Raw genomic sequence first — 14,925 nt, 5'->3', positions numbered from 1 at the left:
GCTAGAGTGCAGGTTCTGTAAATTTAAAATAAACCTATTAAATCAATTGAATTTCAATTAATTACACTATCTTTGAGCCTTAATTTAATATATTTTAATATGAATACTGGTACAGTAAAATTTTTTAATGACTCTAAAGGTTTTGGATTCATAACTGAAGAAGGAAACAAAAAAGAGCATTTTGTACATATTTCTGGTTTAGTCGATGAGATTAGAGAAGGTGATAATGTAGAATTCGATTTAGCTGAAGGAAAAAAGGGTTTAAACGCAGTTAACGTAAAAGTTATCTAAGCATATATCTTACAATCTTTTTAAGAATAAAAGCCTATCTATTTTAGATAGGCTTTTTTTTATGCTTTAGTTTATAAGACCACGAAGCGTTTTCATTTACAACGGCAGGCCATTCTGTAGATTATAAAAGACAGCATCTTTAAGTCGATCTTTTAAATATGAAATGGCAGCACCACTTCGCTTTCCGGTTTTACAATACACCACCACAGGCAAAGCGGTATTAATGTCTTGATACCGTTGTGGCAAATGGCCTAAAGGAATGTGTTGCCCGCCAATGTGGTGCGCTTCTCTTTCAGCATCTTCTCTTACATCTAATACATTATAGTGCGCACGATTTTTTTCTAATTCACCATACGTGATATGCTGTACCGGGACAATTCCGCAGAACCCCTCATAATCTTGCTTTAAATCCGTAACGTGTATAGTCGTATCTTTTTCAAAATTTAAAGCCTGCTGCTGCATACTTAAGGCGTCAAACAGCAACAATTTATTGGTCATTACCGCACCTAGTCCTGTAATCATTTTAAGGACTTCATTAGCCTGTAAACTTCCTATAATCCCTGGTAGCACCCCTAAGACCCCTATCTCTGAACAGTTAGGCGAATCTTCCGGTTTTGGTGGTGTTGGATACAAACATCGGTAAGTAGCACTTCCTAAATAATTAAAGACACTCACCTGCCCTTCAAACTTAAAAATAGCGCCGTAGACCAAGGGTCTATTGGTTAGCACTGCCGCATCATTGACTAAATAACGTGTTGCAAAATTATCACTTCCGTCTACGATAATATCATATTCACTACATAAGGACAAGGCATTGTCAATACTAAGTTTTTTGGCATAGGTATTAAAGTGTACAAAAGGATTTAATAGCGATAAATGTTTCGCTGCAGTTTTTGCTTTGGAGCGTCCAATATCCTCCATAGTATATAGGATTTGCCGTTGTAAATTACTTTGATCAACAACATCATGGTCTATAATCCCAATGGTGCCTACACCAGCAGCCGTTAGATATTGCAATACCGGACAGCCTAAACCACCGGCTCCAATAACTAAAACCTTAGCTTGTTTAAGTTTTAATTGCCCAGATTCCCCGATTTCATTCAGAATAAGATGGCGGTTGTATTGTTTTCGTTCGTCACTACTAAGCGTCATGATCATTATATGTTTTCAAAGTGTTCCCAATCTTTCCAAACAACTTCCAAACCTTGATTTTTTAACATGTTAACAATGGCTTCCGTACTGCGTTCATCTGAAATTTCAAACTGCTCTAATGACTGAGGTTCTACCGTATAACCTCCTGGGTTTGTTTTAGATTCAGCACTAATGGAAGTCGCCCCCAATTGAACCACATTGTTCCTAAATATTTCATTTTCCCTTGTAGATAAAGACAACTCTACATCCTCATCGAGAAGACGAAAAGCACAAATTAACTGCACCAAATCCTTATCCGTCATTTCCACTTTGGGGTCTAGACCACCTGAATGCGGTCGTAATCTCGGAAAGGAAATGGAGTACTTTGTCTTCCAATAGGTTTTCTGTAAATATTTTAAATGTAAGGCGGTAAAAAAGCTATCGGCACGCCAATCTTCCAAACCAAACAAGGCGCCTAGACCTATTTTATGAATTCCCGCTTTTCCTAACCGATCTGGCGTATCTAAACGATAATTAAAATTAGATTTCTTTCCTTTAGGATGATGTTTTTTATATTCGTCTCTATGATAGGTTTCTTGGTACACCAAAACCGCATACAATCCATGTTCTATTAACAACTCATAATCCTCCTGATCTAAAGGCTGCACTTCTATAGTAATATTCGAAAACTGATCACGAATTAATGCTATTGCATTCTTAATATACTCCACGCCAACCGTTCTATTTGCTTCCCCAGTTACCAACAAAATATGATCATAGCCTTTTGCTTTTAGAAACGCCACTTCTTTTAAAATTTCAGCATCCGTCAACGTGCGCCTAGGTATTTTATTGGTCATACTAAACCCACAATAGGTACATATATTTTGACACTCATTACTTAAGTACATTGGGGCATACATTTGTATGGTATTACCAAATCGTTTTTTAGTTAACCTACGACTTTTCTGTGCCATTTGCTCTAAAAAGGGCTGAGCAGCCGGAGAAATTAAGGCTTTAAAATCTTCTAAATCTAGCTTTTCTTTTGCCAAGGCACTTTCTACCTCAGCTGTAGTTTTACTAAAGATACATTCTAGGGTATTATCCCAATTATAGGTATCAAAAACTGTTTTAAAATGAGCCATAATTTTAGTTTAAGAAACTTGTTAGAGGACTACTAGCCTCTGCTTTATTTTGAATCGGTGCCAGTTTAGCTTCATAAGCCATACGCCCTGCTTCCACGGCCATTTTAAAGGCTTTTGCCATAGCCACTGGATCTTGAGACACAGCAATTGCGGTGTTTACCAAAACGGCATCGGCTCCTAATTCCATCGCACAAGCCGCATGTGATGGCGCCCCAATACCCGCATCTACAATCACGGGCACATTAGACTGTTCTATAATAATCTCTAAAAAGTCTTGTGTTTTTAGACCTTTATTACTGCCTATAGGCGCCCCTAAAGGCATAACACATTGCGTCCCCACATCTTCTAAACGTTTACATAATACCGGATCTGCATGAATATAAGGCATCACAACAAACCCTAATTTCACTAAGGCTTCTGCGGCTTTTAGCGTTTCTATAGGATCTGGTAATAGGTATCTAGGATCAGGATGAATTTCTAATTTTACCCATTGGGTTCCTAAAGCTTCTCTTGATAATTCTGCCGCAAAAATGGCTTCCTTAGCGGTTCTAACCCCAGAGGTATTGGGTAATAAATTGATATGAGGTTGTTTTAAATGGGTTAAAATATCATCGTCATTATTTTGAACATCCACCCGTTTTAAAGCCACGGTTACAAGTTCACTTTCAGACGCCAATAAGGCATCCTTCATTAAGCCTGAAGTGCTAAATTTCCCTGTTCCTGTAAACAACCGTGAGGTAAATTCTTTATCTGCTATTTTTAATCTCTTATTCATTTTATTTTTAGTTCTGAATTCCGACACCATTTTTTGAATTCGGATTCATAATTATGCTCTAATCAGCCTCAACTACTCTGGGTATCGTATAAATTTTGAGCTTTACTTGAAATGGAGCTTACTTAATGTGTGACTTAGTTTAACAGCGCTTTAAATTTAGAAATGCAAGTCATATCCTTGGTAATACTCCCCGAAACAGCCACGCCATAAATACCCGTTTTAAGAAGGCCCGACACGTCTTCTAAACCAATACCTCCAATAGCGATTATAGGTGTCGTATCGTTTAAATTAGTGAGGAGCTTCTTATACCCCTCAATGCCTAAAATGGGACTTAAATTCTTTTTTGTTTCCGTAAATCGGAATGGCCCAACGCCGATATAATCGACCTTCTTTTTCACTAAGATTCTACAATCCTCTAAAGTATTGGCCGTTCCTCCTATGATAAAATCATTTCCTAAATAAGCTCTAGCAATTAGCGGACATGCGTCTGTTTTTCCTAAATGCACACCATCGGCATCCACCGCTTTCGCTATTTCATAATGATCATTTATAATAAGCTTTACTTTAAATTTCCGCGTCATGTCTCTCGCTATTTTAGCGGTTTCTAAAATGCTTTCCGTTGGCAATTCTTTTAAACGAAGCTGTACCCATTCAGCACCGTGTTCACATGCTTTTTGTATGTGTTCTAAATGATCTTTTGGGGTTTCTCCCTGAGAGATATAATGTAATTTACTGAGCATTTTCTGTATATTTATGTGTTCCTAGCAAGGATTGGTTTGAATTTAAAAACTGTTCGGTATACCATTTTACATTTTTACAAGCCTCCTCTATAGGACGTTCTTGAAGTAGATTTGAAGCTAATGCTGCCGATAAAACACAACCGCTTCCATGTTTTTGATAGACCGTTTCAGCGAAAGGCGGAATATTTAGTTTTACGATTTTACTGTAATAAACTTCATCCCATCCTTGTTTATCGGTTCTATGACCTCCTTTCAAATAGATATTGGTTCGTTCTGAAATAAATTCAATAGTCGCTTCAATAGATTTCTCCGGAAATAAAGCTTGAATCTCCTCATAATTTGGTGTGATAAAATCACAGTGTTTTAAAACCTCTTCTAAAGCCTCTAAATCTTGATCATTATGAAAACTAAAGCCTGCACTCGCTTTCAACACCGGATCTAATATAATTTTGATACTAGGATTGTAGGTTTTTAAGCTTGTAATAACCTCCCTTAACACAGACCAAGATTCAATGATTCCTATTTTTACCGCAGTAATGCTAAACCGTTGAAACAAGAGTGCTATCTGACTTAAAATGGTTTCCTTTTCAATCCAAATACAGTCCTTGAATTCGATATCATTTTGGACCGTTATTCCGGTACAAACAGATAAACCGTACAGACCATGCGCTTCAAAGGTTTTAATATCTGAAGTAATTCCGGCACCACTCGATGGGTCTAAACCTGCTATTGTTAAGATGTAGTTTTTTAGATTCAAATTTTTAATTTATTTAGTTCTCGACTGCGCTCGAACTGACAATCGGAAATTATTATTTGGTTGTAAAAGCTTGATAAGAACGTTTTATACTTTTAAAGCTCTCAACAGGATTTTCTGTATTCCAAACACCACCTAAAACCGCAATCCCCTTATAGCCTAATTTTAAAGTTGGAGCTATGGTTTCTGGAACGATACCTCCAAGACCTATGATGGTTTTATCTATAGTCTTAACATCAAAACGCCTTCCCTTATACCCTTCTTTAGAAATGGATGAAAAAACAGGACTTAACAGATGGTAATCAAATTGAAAAGGGCAAGTTTTTAAATCTTCTAGATCATGAAATGAAGCGCTGATGGTTTTTTGTAATAGGTTTAATTTTTTTAAATAGGCATCGAGATGATCTCCATGATTTTTTCTTATTTGTTCTTTAAAATGAATGCCTTTTAAATTGAAATCGTTAATAAGTTCATGACAGTGATGCACTACAATTCTATTGTGGTAAGCACTATCAATATCATTTAAATACGACAACAATTGGCTGAATTTTTTACCCGGTTTTCGTAAATGATAGCAGGTTAATCCCTCTTGAAACAATTGGTGTAACATTTCAATCTCATTGGGAATGTCATTTTCTGGAGCAATAAGAATTATCATAATTTCTATTATTAAAAGCACCGATAACAACATCGTGCTACCAAGGAAAGACGCCCACGCTTTTTTATAAGCGTGGGAACCTCCTTATCATTTTACAAATAGACTTCAGATCCTTTTTCTTTAAACTCTTTAGATTTCTCCTCCATTCCTTTTGCAATAACCTCGTTATCCACAATGTTGTTAACAGCCGCAAAATCGCGTACCTCTTGAGAGATTTTCATGGAACAGAATTTTGGACCACACATAGAACAGAAATGCGCAATTTTAGCTCCTGCTGCAGGTAGGGTTTCATCATGGTACTCACGTGCACGTTCGGGATCTAAACCTAAGTTGAACTGATCTTCCCAACGGAATTCAAAACGCGCCATACTTAAGGCGTTGTCTCTATGTTGTGCTCCAGGGTGACCTTTAGCCAAATCTGCGGCATGCGCTGCTAATTTATACGTCACCACACCTACACGAACATCTTCTTTATTAGGCAAACCTAAATGCTCTTTTGGAGTCACGTAGCACAACATAGCGCAACCGTACCAACCAATCATAGCAGCACCAATTCCCGATGTAATATGATCGTAACCCGGAGCAATATCTGTGGTTAAAGGCCCTAAAGTGTAAAAAGGCGCTTCATCACAAACTTCAATTTGCTTTTCCATGTTTTCTTTAATCATGTGCATTGGCACGTGACCTGGACCTTCTATAAAACACTGTACCTCATGTTTACGTGCAATCTGCGTTAATTCTCCTAAGGTTTCTAATTCTGCAAATTGAGCTTCGTCATTAGCATCGGCCACAGAACCTGGACGTAAACCATCTCCTAAAGAAAATGCCACATCATAAGATTTTAAGATTTCGCAAATATCTTCAAAATGGGTATATAAGAAACTTTCTTTATGATGCGCCAAACACCATTTCGCCATAATGGATCCCCCACGAGATACAATCCCGGTAACACGATTCGCGGTCATTGGCACATAACGTAACAAGACTCCTGCGTGAATCGTAAAATAATCCACACCTTGTTCGGCTTGCTCGATTAGGGTATCACGGAAAATTTCCCAAGTTAAATCTTCAGCAACTCCGTTTACTTTTTCTAAAGCTTGGTAAATAGGTACCGTTCCTACAGGGACAGGTGAGTTACGGATAATCCACTCGCGTGTTTCATGAATATTTTCTCCCGTCGATAAATCCATAATATTATCAGCGCCCCAACGGCAGGCCCAAACAGCTTTTTCTACTTCCTCTTCAATAGACGAAGTGACGGCGGAATTACCAATATTCGCGTTTATTTTCACCAAGAAATTACGACCTAAAATCATAGGTTCTGCTTCGGGGTGATTAATATTTGATGGAATTACAGCACGACCTCTTGCGACTTCTTCTCGAACAAATTCTGGTGTTATTTTCTCTGGAATCGCCGCTCCAAAATGTTCCCCTTTATGTTGCTTTCGTATTTCAGTCATTTCATCGATACGCTGGTTTTCACGAATAGCGATGTATTCCATTTCTGGTGTAATAATCCCTTGTTTGGCGTAATGCAATTGGGTTACATTCTTACCTTTTTTGGCACGTAATGGCTTTTTTAAAAGCTTAAATCGCATATGATCTAAGCTCGCATCGTTTAAACGCTCATTGCAATACTGAGAAGAAAAGGAGTCTAATTCTTCTACATCCCCACGCTCTTTAATCCACGGTTCACGGATGCGCTCTATACCACTGTGTACATCTATGGTTTTGTTAGGATCTGTATACGGTCCGGAAGTATCATAAACGGTAACCGGTTCATTTGGGGTTTTCTTTTTGGTCATGGCATCTACCGTATCGCTTAAGCTAATCTCGCGCATGGCCACTTTAATTTGCGGATAAATTTTTCCGCTCACATAGATTTTTTTAGAATTCGGAAACGGCTGTCTTGTAATACCGTTTTGTTTTGGTGCAGTGTCTTTGTTCTTCATTTGATAAGTGGTTTCTTTTTAAAATAAAAATCATCCTCCTTGAGTAGATTTTATAATTAAAATATCATCGTTATTCTGAAGTAATCTTGAAGACCAATCTGTTTTTCTCACTACAGCATTATTTATAGCAATAGCGATTCCGTTTGTTTGAATTTTTAAATTTTCAACAAAGGCTTGTAAGGTGGTGTTTTCTAAAATGTGGTGGACTTCTTGGTTTACTTTTATAGCAATCATATTTATAAAATATTACTGTAAACCAAAATGGTAGTATCTCGATATAAGATCGAACATAACTTTTTCCTACGTTGGTATTAACCAAATCAGGTTCTAAGGATGTTTCTCAAACTAATTTAATAGCTACTCCTAAAGTTTACACTCCAAATATAGAAGATTATTTAGGACTTTAAAATGCTTTTTAGTTAATTTTTAAAATCGTTGGTTTTTGAAAAATGAAATTTAAGGCCCCGCTATGACTGTAAGAATTCTGATTATTTAGGGCACAAAAAAAAGGGTTTCATCAGTGTAAATCACAGTGATAAAGCCCTTTAGCATTTCTTAATTAAAAACCGTTATACTATTGACAATTAATAATTCAGCAAGGTTTCAATTTTAGATTTTACTTTTTCTGTTGAAGGAATCATGGTTTGTTCTAAAGTAGAATTCAACGGAATGGCTGGCATATTTTCACTACCAATAGTCATCACTGGCGCGTCTAAATACTTAAAGCATTCTTCTTGAATTTTCCCTGATAAGGCCCTAGCAAAACTATTATTAGAAGGTTCTTCGGTCACCACTAAACATTTTCCTGTTTTCTTCACCGATGTCATAATCGTGTCTTCATCTAAAGGAAATAAGGTCCGTAAATCAATGACTTCAATTTGGTCTTGCATCCCTAAGGCTTCAGAAGCATTCATAGCCCAATGTACACCCATACCATAAGTAACAATGGTTAAGGTTTCTACATTTTCTTGTTTCCATATTTCTTGTAAAACCCATGCTTTTCCAAAAGGCAAGACATAATCTTCACTTGGCTCTACAGAGGTTGCTCCCTGCGTGCCTGGAACTTTAGACCAATACAAACCTTTGTGCTCTAAAATCACGACCGGATTTGGGTCATAATAAGCGGCTTTCATTAAACCTTTTAAATCGGCTCCATTACTTGGGTAAGCAATTTTAATACCTCTAATATTGGTAATCACAGATTCTACAGAAGATGAATGGTAAGGTCCACCACTTCCATAAGCTCCAATTGGTACACGAAGAATCATAGAAACGGGCCATTTTCCGTTACTTAAATAGCAACTTCTACTCACTTCGGTAAACAACTGGTTTAAACCTGGCCAAATATAATCGGCAAATTGCACCTCAACAATTGGTTTTAATCCTACCGCAGACATACCAACAGTGGAACCTACTATAAAGGCTTCTTGTATGGGTGTATTAAAAACGCGATCGTCTCCAAATTTTTGCGCTAAGGTAGCAGCTTCTCTAAAAACACCTCCTAGTCTTCCACCAACATCCTGTCCGTACAACAAGCATTCTTTATGCTTTTTCATCAATTCTTCAACGGCAAATAAAGCGCAATCTACCATCACCACTTTCTCGGCACCTTCTGGCGCGCGTGTACCTTGTTCTTCGGTTATGGGTGTTGGTACAAAATCGTTAGTAAATAAATCTTCCGGTTTTGGGTCTTCGGCTTGTAAAGCTTTTTCGAAATGTGCTTGTACTTCTGCGTAGGCAGAAGTCTCAATTTTTTTCACTTCACTCTCCGAGAAACCAACATCTAACAATTGTTGTTTAATTACAGGATAAGGATCACGAGAGCGTGCTTCCTCTAAATCATCACGATACCATTCCATTCTTACACCAGACGTATGATGATTTAGTAAAGGCACTTTAGCGTGAACTAAAAATGGTCTGCGTTCGGTACGAATAGTTTCTATAACTTTTTCTATGGCTTCATAGCTTTCTGTAAAATTAGCACCATCTATAGAAATCGCTTCAAGGCCTTTAAAACCTTGTGCATATTCAAAAGCACTTTGCGCTCTTGTTTCTGCGGCATTGGCAGAAATATCCCAACCGTTATCTTGTACCAAATACAAAATTGGCATTTGTTTTAAAGCGGCCATTTGAAATGCTTCTGCAATTTCACCTTCGGTTACAGAGGCGTCGCCTAGAGAACAAACCGTTATTGGCTTTAGAGCGTTCTCGACTGCGCTCGAACTGACAGGATCTGATTCTAAACTATAATCATCTAAACCTTGTAATTCTTTGTACTGCATCCCCATCGCAACGCCTGTTGCAGGAATAGCCTGCATACCTGTTGCCGAAGATTGATGTGGAATTTTAGGCTTATCATCATCCTTTAAACTTGGGTGTGAATAATAGGTGCGTCCACCAGAAAAAGGATCGTCTTTTTTGGCCAATAATTGCAACATTAAATCGTAAGGTTCTAAGCCGAACGATAATAACATGGCATCGTCTCTATAATACGGAAATGCATAATCTTGAGGTAGCAATTGCATCCCTAAAGCAATTTGTATGGCTTCATGACCACGAGAGGTGGCATGTACGTATTTAGAGACTTGTTTAAAATTAGCTTCGTATAATTCTGCCATCGCTTTTGCTGTGCAGAGTTTTGAAAATCCTTTTTTTAGTGTTTCTTTTTTCATATTCATTTCCCACGAGAGTGGGAATCTCTTTAATTATACTTATTCTTCTATTCTGGCTTCCTGCCTTCGCAGGAATGACAATCTCTCGTCAGTTCGAGTAGACATTGCTTTTTCTTGTATTGTATTTAATAAAAATATCTACTAGATGTTCTTATTAAATCGTGTATCGAGAACGGTTTTATTTAAGCTTCTCGACACAATTCCGATGCAAAAATCGGAATCACTCGAAGTGACCTTATATACTATTGTATTGTTACTTCCGCGTTAGCGATTGATGTGGCATCCTTTTTTGCCCTTAAAAGCAAAAAAGATATAACGGAAAGCGCGACCCTTGTGGTAACGCCCAAATTATTTTAAACTAAAACGCTTTCTACTTTAGTGACCCAATTAAATTTATCTTCAATCTTTCCAGTTTTAATGGCGTTTAAAGTCTCATTTACGTCTAATCCTACCGGACTCTCATCAGACACATGAATGATGGTTTCACCAACACCGATATCCTGAATATAGGCAATCCCGACTGCTGTACCGGTTCCGAAGGCTTCTTCTAAAGTGTTATTTTCGGCTGCTTCTTGAATCTCATCGAGCGTAATGGCGCGTTCTGTAACCTCGTAACCCTTATCCCTTAAAATGGTAATAACACTCATACGCGTAATCCCATCTAAAATGGAACCATCGCGTTGTGGCGTGATAAATTTACCATCAATTTTAAAGAAAATATTCATGGTCCCCACTTCTTGAATGTACTTGTGCTCCACAGCATCTAACCATAAAACTTGGTCAAAACCTTTCGCTTTTGCTAATTCTGTTGGACGTATGGCTGCCGCATAATTCCCAGCTGCTTTAGCTTCACCTGTACCACCATTGACGGCACGGATATACTGCTTCTCTGCCCATAATTTAATACGCTTACTAAAAAAGGGTCCTGCTGGTGAGGCCATGATTATAAACTTATAATGGGTGGCGGCACGCATCCCAATAAAAGGCTCATCGGCGTACATAAAAGGTCGTAGATAAAGTGCACTTCCGTCTGTTGGCGGAATCCACTGACGCTCTAAATCGACCAACTGTTTTAAGCCCTCTACAAATAAATCTTCCGGAAAATGGGGCATTCCCATACGGTCTGCACTGGTATTTAATCGTGCGGCGTTCTTATCGGCTCTGAACAACATTGGGTTTCCTTCTTCATCTACCGTCGCCTTCATCCCTTCAAAAATAGCTTGTCCGTAATGCAAGGCCATGGCTGCTGGATGTGTTGGTATTGGTCCCATAGGCACAATCCGTGGGTTGACCCATTCGCCATTATCATAATCGCAAATAAACATGTGATCGGTGAATGTTGTTCCTAGTGGTATATTGTTGAAGTCTAAGCTTTTAACTTGTGATTCGGTTACTTTGGTGATTGAAATGTTGTGTTTCATAATCTATATCATTCTTGCAGAAGCAGGAATCTATTTTATTAATTTGATTTTTTTGGATTCCGTAATACGCGCGGAATGCCTGTATTATTTTAATTTTATTGATTCGAGTGGCATTGTTTATTTTACAATTTTATATCGCGAAGTTTATCATGAGCTTCTCGATACAATTCCGATGAAAAAATCGGAATCACTCGAAGTGACGATACATGTTATATTTCTCGGTTTACATCAAACTGCTCAAAATAATCAGCAACACGACGCACAAAACTTCCACCTAAAAAGCCATCAACAACTCTGTGGTCGAATGATAATGATAAATACATCATACTACGAATAGCGATTTCATCGCCATTTTCGGTTTCGATAACTTCTGGTCGTTTCTTTATGATTCCTAAAGCTAAAATGGCAACTTCGGGTTGGTTAATAATTGGCGTTCCCATAACACTACCAAAGGTGCCTACGTTTGAAATGGTGAAGGTGCTTCCTTTAATATCGTCTCCCGCTAATTTATTTTCTCTTGCTTTTCCTGCTAATTCATTGACGTTACTAGCAATCGTTTTTAAATCTTTAGTATCTGCATTTTTTACCACAGGAACAATTAAATTTCCGCTAGGTAATGCCGTTGCCATTCCAATATTGATGTCTTCTTTTACGATGATATTATTCCCATCTACAGAGGCATTGATATTAGGAAAATCTTTTACGGCTTTAGCAACAGCCTCTACAAATAAAGGCGTAAAGGTTAAACGTTCGCCATACTTTTCTTGAAAGGCCACTTTGTTGGCATTACGCCAATTGACCATATTGGTTAAATCGGCTTCTACATAAGCGGTAACGTGTGGCGAGGTGTGTTTAGAATACACCATATGGTCTGCAATCATTTGACGCATGCGATCCATTTCAATGACTTTTCCTTTGCCTTTATCGAATTGTAATTGTGGAATTCGGTAGGCTGTTGGATCTTTTTCGGCAACTGGTTGTGCGAATTTGTATGGTCTACCGTCTTCTATATAGTTGAATACATCACTTTTACGAAGTCGGCCTTCGTGTCCTGTTGCAGGAATACGAGCGAGTTCTTCAAAACTAATATGATGTTCTTTAGCGATTTTTATGATTAATGGCGAGAAGAAGGTGTTGGTGTTTGACGTTGAAAAAGACGTTAAAGTTGAAACCTTTTGAACTGGTTTTGGTCTTTTAGTATCTTTCTTCTTTACCTTAGACGCTTCGACTGCGCTCAGAGTGCCATCTTTCTTTTCTGAAGTTTTAACGTCTTCTGAAACTTCAAGAATTGCTAGTACTTCTCCCACCGGAACCACATCTTTAGCTTGAAATAAGTTTTTAACCAATGTTCCAGATGCTGGTGCAGGTACTTCGTTGTCCACTTTATCTGTAGCCACTTCTAGAATAATATCGCCTTCTTCAAAGGTATCTCCTTCAGCAATTAACCAATTGATGATGGTACCTTCAGTTATACTTTCGCCCATTTTAGGCATTTTTAATTCAAAAGTCATTAGGCTATATAAATTTATAATTCAAGAATTAAAGATAATACATACCCCTATTAACAATTGTTAAAATCTATATTTATCACTTTAAAAAGGATTATATTCTTTTAAAGAATACAACTGCAGAAAATATAACTTTTAATTCTTAAATTTACCCTGTTAACCAAATAATTTCCTCATGGCGCATACCCTCGATAAAATAGACACGCAACTCTTAGATATTCTTCAAAAAGACAGCAATAGAACGACGAAAAGCATTGCTGAAGAACTCGGTATGAGTACTTCACCAATATTTGAACGCATTAAAAAATTGGAAAAAGAAGGTTATATTGAAAAATATGTGGCGGTTTTAAACCCTAAGAAAATTGGACTAAAATTGACCGTTTTTATTGGGATTACCTTACAAGGGCATACCCGAAGTTATTTGGAAAAATTTGTAAAAGAAATCAATGGTTTTCCGGAGGTTGTAGAGTGTCATAGGGTGAGTGGTAATTTTGATTATCTCCTAAAATTGGTGGTTGAAGATATTGAAGCTTATGAGACTTTTATTATTTCGAAACTAACCTTACTTCCTTATTTGGGCAATGTGCAAAGTTTGATTGCGATGTCTACCAGTAAGGCAACTAATGCTATTGATTTGAGTCGGGTGTTGTAGTCTTGGAAGCTTTCAAAACCTAATAGTCTTTATTTTTGAGAATTGAGTTACGGCTTCTCGATACAATTCCGATAAAAAAATCGGAATCACTCGAAGTGACGTGACCCTATTTCTTAAACGTTTCTCGAAGCGTTTTGTATACCTCATCTTGAACTTTCATGTTTTCAGGAACTTCACGAAGTGGTTCTACCGCTTTTAATGATTCATGGCAATCTGAAGGTAATTGCTGATACAGTTCTGTGCCTTTTGTTTTCCATATTATCATTTTATCGTATGAGAATTAAATTACGGCTTCTCGATACAATTCCGATAAAAAAAATCGGAATCACTCGAAGTGACGTGACGCTATTTCTTAAAAGTTTCCCGAAGTGTTTTATACACCTCATCTTGAACTTTCATGTTTTCAGGAACTTCACGAAGTGACTCTACTGCTTTTAATGATTCATGACAATCTGAAGATAATTGCTGATACCGTTCTGTCCTTTGTGTTAACATGCTATCATTTTATCGTTTTGAGAATTAAATTATGGCTTCTCGATACAATTCCGATAAAAAAATCGGAATCACTCGAAGTGACGTAACCCTATTTCTTAAACGTTTCTCGAAGGGTTTTATATACCTCATCTTGAACTTTCATGTTTTCAGGAACTTCACGAAGTGGTTCTACTTCCTTTAGAGATTCATGGCAATCTGCTGGTAATTGCTGATACAGTTCTGTGCCTTTTGTTTTCCAAGCAATCATTTCGTCGGTAACACCACGGATGATTTTTGCAGGATTTCCAACCACTAAACTTCTGTATGGAATTTTAGTTTCGGCTTTTACAAAAGACATGGCACCGATGATACATTCATCACCAATTTCGGCATCATCCATGATTACAGTGTTCATACCAATAAGGCAATTACGTCCTAAATTAGCGCCATGAATTATAGCACCATGGCCAACATGAGCACTTTCTTTTAACGTGATGGACTTGCCAGGAAACATATGTACGGTACAATTTTCTTGTACGTTGACACCATCTTCTAAAATAATTTGTCCCCAATCCCCACGAATAGCTGCTCCTGGACCTATATAACAATTTTTGCCAATGATGACATTGCCTGTTACTGCTGCAAGCGGATGTACGAAACTGCTTTCGTGTACGACTGGTGTGTAATTTTTGAAACTGTAAATCATATTTTTTAATTATGTCATTGCGAGGACGAAGGACGTGGCAATCTCATCA

Annotated in this window: 15 protein-coding genes, 1 pseudogene and 1 riboswitch; of the genes and pseudogenes, 2 read left to right on the top strand and 14 right to left on the bottom strand. The window is 37.6% G+C overall.

From position 1 onward, the window contains the following. The first annotated feature begins 99 nt into the window (after positions 1 to 99). Positions 100 to 291, top strand: coding sequence for a cold-shock protein (locus ACFQ13_RS16620; RefSeq protein WP_386119354.1), 192 nt, complete (start codon positions 100 to 102; stop codon positions 289 to 291). 96 nt (positions 292 to 387) lie between these two features. Here ACFQ13_RS16620 and moeB read toward each other — a convergent pair whose 3' ends face one another. The 11 genes from moeB to ACFQ13_RS16565 form a co-directional block, all read right to left on the bottom strand. Next, the gene (moeB, locus tag ACFQ13_RS16615) at positions 388 to 1,443 is read right to left on the bottom strand and encodes a molybdopterin-synthase adenylyltransferase MoeB (protein WP_386119352.1); all 1,056 of its coding nucleotides are present in this window, start codon (positions 1,441 to 1,443) and stop codon (positions 388 to 390) included. A 5-nt stretch (positions 1,444 to 1,448) separates the two neighbouring features. Next, on the bottom strand, positions 1,449 to 2,564 hold the full coding sequence (thiH, locus tag ACFQ13_RS16610) for a 2-iminoacetate synthase ThiH (protein ID WP_386119350.1): 1,116 nt from the start codon (positions 2,562 to 2,564) through the stop codon (positions 1,449 to 1,451). 4 nt (positions 2,565 to 2,568) lie between these two features. Beyond that, positions 2,569 to 3,339 (bottom strand): thiazole synthase, encoded by a 771-nt coding sequence (locus ACFQ13_RS16605; protein WP_386119348.1) that lies wholly within the window; start codon positions 3,337 to 3,339, stop codon positions 2,569 to 2,571. A 134-nt stretch (positions 3,340 to 3,473) separates the two neighbouring features. Beyond that, positions 3,474 to 4,079 (bottom strand): thiamine phosphate synthase, encoded by a 606-nt coding sequence (thiE, locus tag ACFQ13_RS16600; RefSeq protein WP_386119346.1) that lies wholly within the window; start codon positions 4,077 to 4,079, stop codon positions 3,474 to 3,476. After that, positions 4,069 to 4,836 carry a hydroxymethylpyrimidine/phosphomethylpyrimidine kinase gene (locus ACFQ13_RS16595; RefSeq protein ID WP_386119344.1) on the bottom strand — a complete coding sequence of 256 codons (768 nt, stop codon included), beginning with the start codon at positions 4,834 to 4,836 and terminating at the stop codon, positions 4,069 to 4,071. The genes thiE and ACFQ13_RS16595 overlap by 11 nt, the downstream gene beginning before the upstream one ends. A gap of 52 nt (positions 4,837 to 4,888) precedes the next feature. Then, positions 4,889 to 5,491 carry a thiamine phosphate synthase gene (locus tag ACFQ13_RS16590; RefSeq protein ID WP_386119342.1) on the bottom strand — a complete coding sequence of 201 codons (603 nt, stop codon included), beginning with the start codon at positions 5,489 to 5,491 and terminating at the stop codon, positions 4,889 to 4,891. 92 nt (positions 5,492 to 5,583) lie between these two features. Further along, on the bottom strand, positions 5,584 to 7,443 hold the full coding sequence (gene thiC / locus ACFQ13_RS16585) for a phosphomethylpyrimidine synthase ThiC (RefSeq protein WP_386119340.1): 1,860 nt from the start codon (positions 7,441 to 7,443) through the stop codon (positions 5,584 to 5,586). A gap of 30 nt (positions 7,444 to 7,473) precedes the next feature. Further along, entirely contained in the window at positions 7,474 to 7,677 is a 204-nt protein-coding gene (gene thiS, locus ACFQ13_RS16580) for a sulfur carrier protein ThiS (RefSeq protein WP_114308594.1), read from the bottom strand. Positions 7,678 to 7,723: 46 nt separating this feature from the next. Next, a riboswitch (TPP riboswitch) is annotated at positions 7,724 to 7,818 on the bottom strand. Positions 7,819 to 8,027: 209 nt separating this feature from the next. After that, on the bottom strand, positions 8,028 to 10,121 hold the full coding sequence (locus tag ACFQ13_RS16575) for an alpha-ketoacid dehydrogenase subunit alpha/beta (RefSeq protein WP_386119338.1): 2,094 nt from the start codon (positions 10,119 to 10,121) through the stop codon (positions 8,028 to 8,030). Positions 10,122 to 10,468: 347 nt separating this feature from the next. Then, positions 10,469 to 11,536, bottom strand: a complete 1,068-nt coding sequence (locus ACFQ13_RS16570) for a branched-chain amino acid aminotransferase (protein WP_386119336.1) — start codon at positions 11,534 to 11,536, stop codon at positions 10,469 to 10,471. Between the two features lie 209 nt (positions 11,537 to 11,745). Continuing rightward, on the bottom strand, positions 11,746 to 13,047 hold the full coding sequence (locus tag ACFQ13_RS16565; RefSeq protein WP_386119334.1) for a dihydrolipoamide acetyltransferase family protein: 1,302 nt from the start codon (positions 13,045 to 13,047) through the stop codon (positions 11,746 to 11,748). Between the two features lie 172 nt (positions 13,048 to 13,219). Between ACFQ13_RS16565 and ACFQ13_RS16560 the strand changes: the two genes are divergently transcribed. Then, entirely contained in the window at positions 13,220 to 13,696 is a 477-nt protein-coding gene (locus tag ACFQ13_RS16560; protein ID WP_386119332.1) for an Lrp/AsnC family transcriptional regulator, read from the top strand. 106 nt (positions 13,697 to 13,802) lie between these two features. Here the strand turns inward: ACFQ13_RS16560 and ACFQ13_RS16555 are convergent. From ACFQ13_RS16555 to ACFQ13_RS16545, 3 genes and pseudogenes are all read right to left on the bottom strand, one after another. Continuing rightward, positions 13,803 to 13,967, bottom strand: a pseudogene (locus ACFQ13_RS16555) (gamma carbonic anhydrase family protein); the annotation flags it as partial. Positions 13,968 to 14,041: 74 nt separating this feature from the next. Continuing rightward, positions 14,042 to 14,191: a hypothetical protein gene (locus ACFQ13_RS16550; RefSeq protein WP_386119328.1), complete on the bottom strand. Its 150-nt coding sequence runs from the start codon at positions 14,189 to 14,191 to the stop codon at positions 14,042 to 14,044. 88 nt (positions 14,192 to 14,279) lie between these two features. Continuing rightward, entirely contained in the window at positions 14,280 to 14,876 is a 597-nt protein-coding gene (locus ACFQ13_RS16545) for an acyltransferase (RefSeq protein WP_386119326.1), read from the bottom strand. Between the last annotated feature and the right edge of the window lie 49 nt (positions 14,877 to 14,925).

It is taken from the genome of Winogradskyella rapida (genome assembly GCF_042675845.1).
GTDB lineage: Bacteria > Bacteroidota > Bacteroidia > Flavobacteriales > Flavobacteriaceae > Winogradskyella > Winogradskyella rapida.
This window is presented reverse-complemented; position numbering and strand designations above follow the sequence as displayed.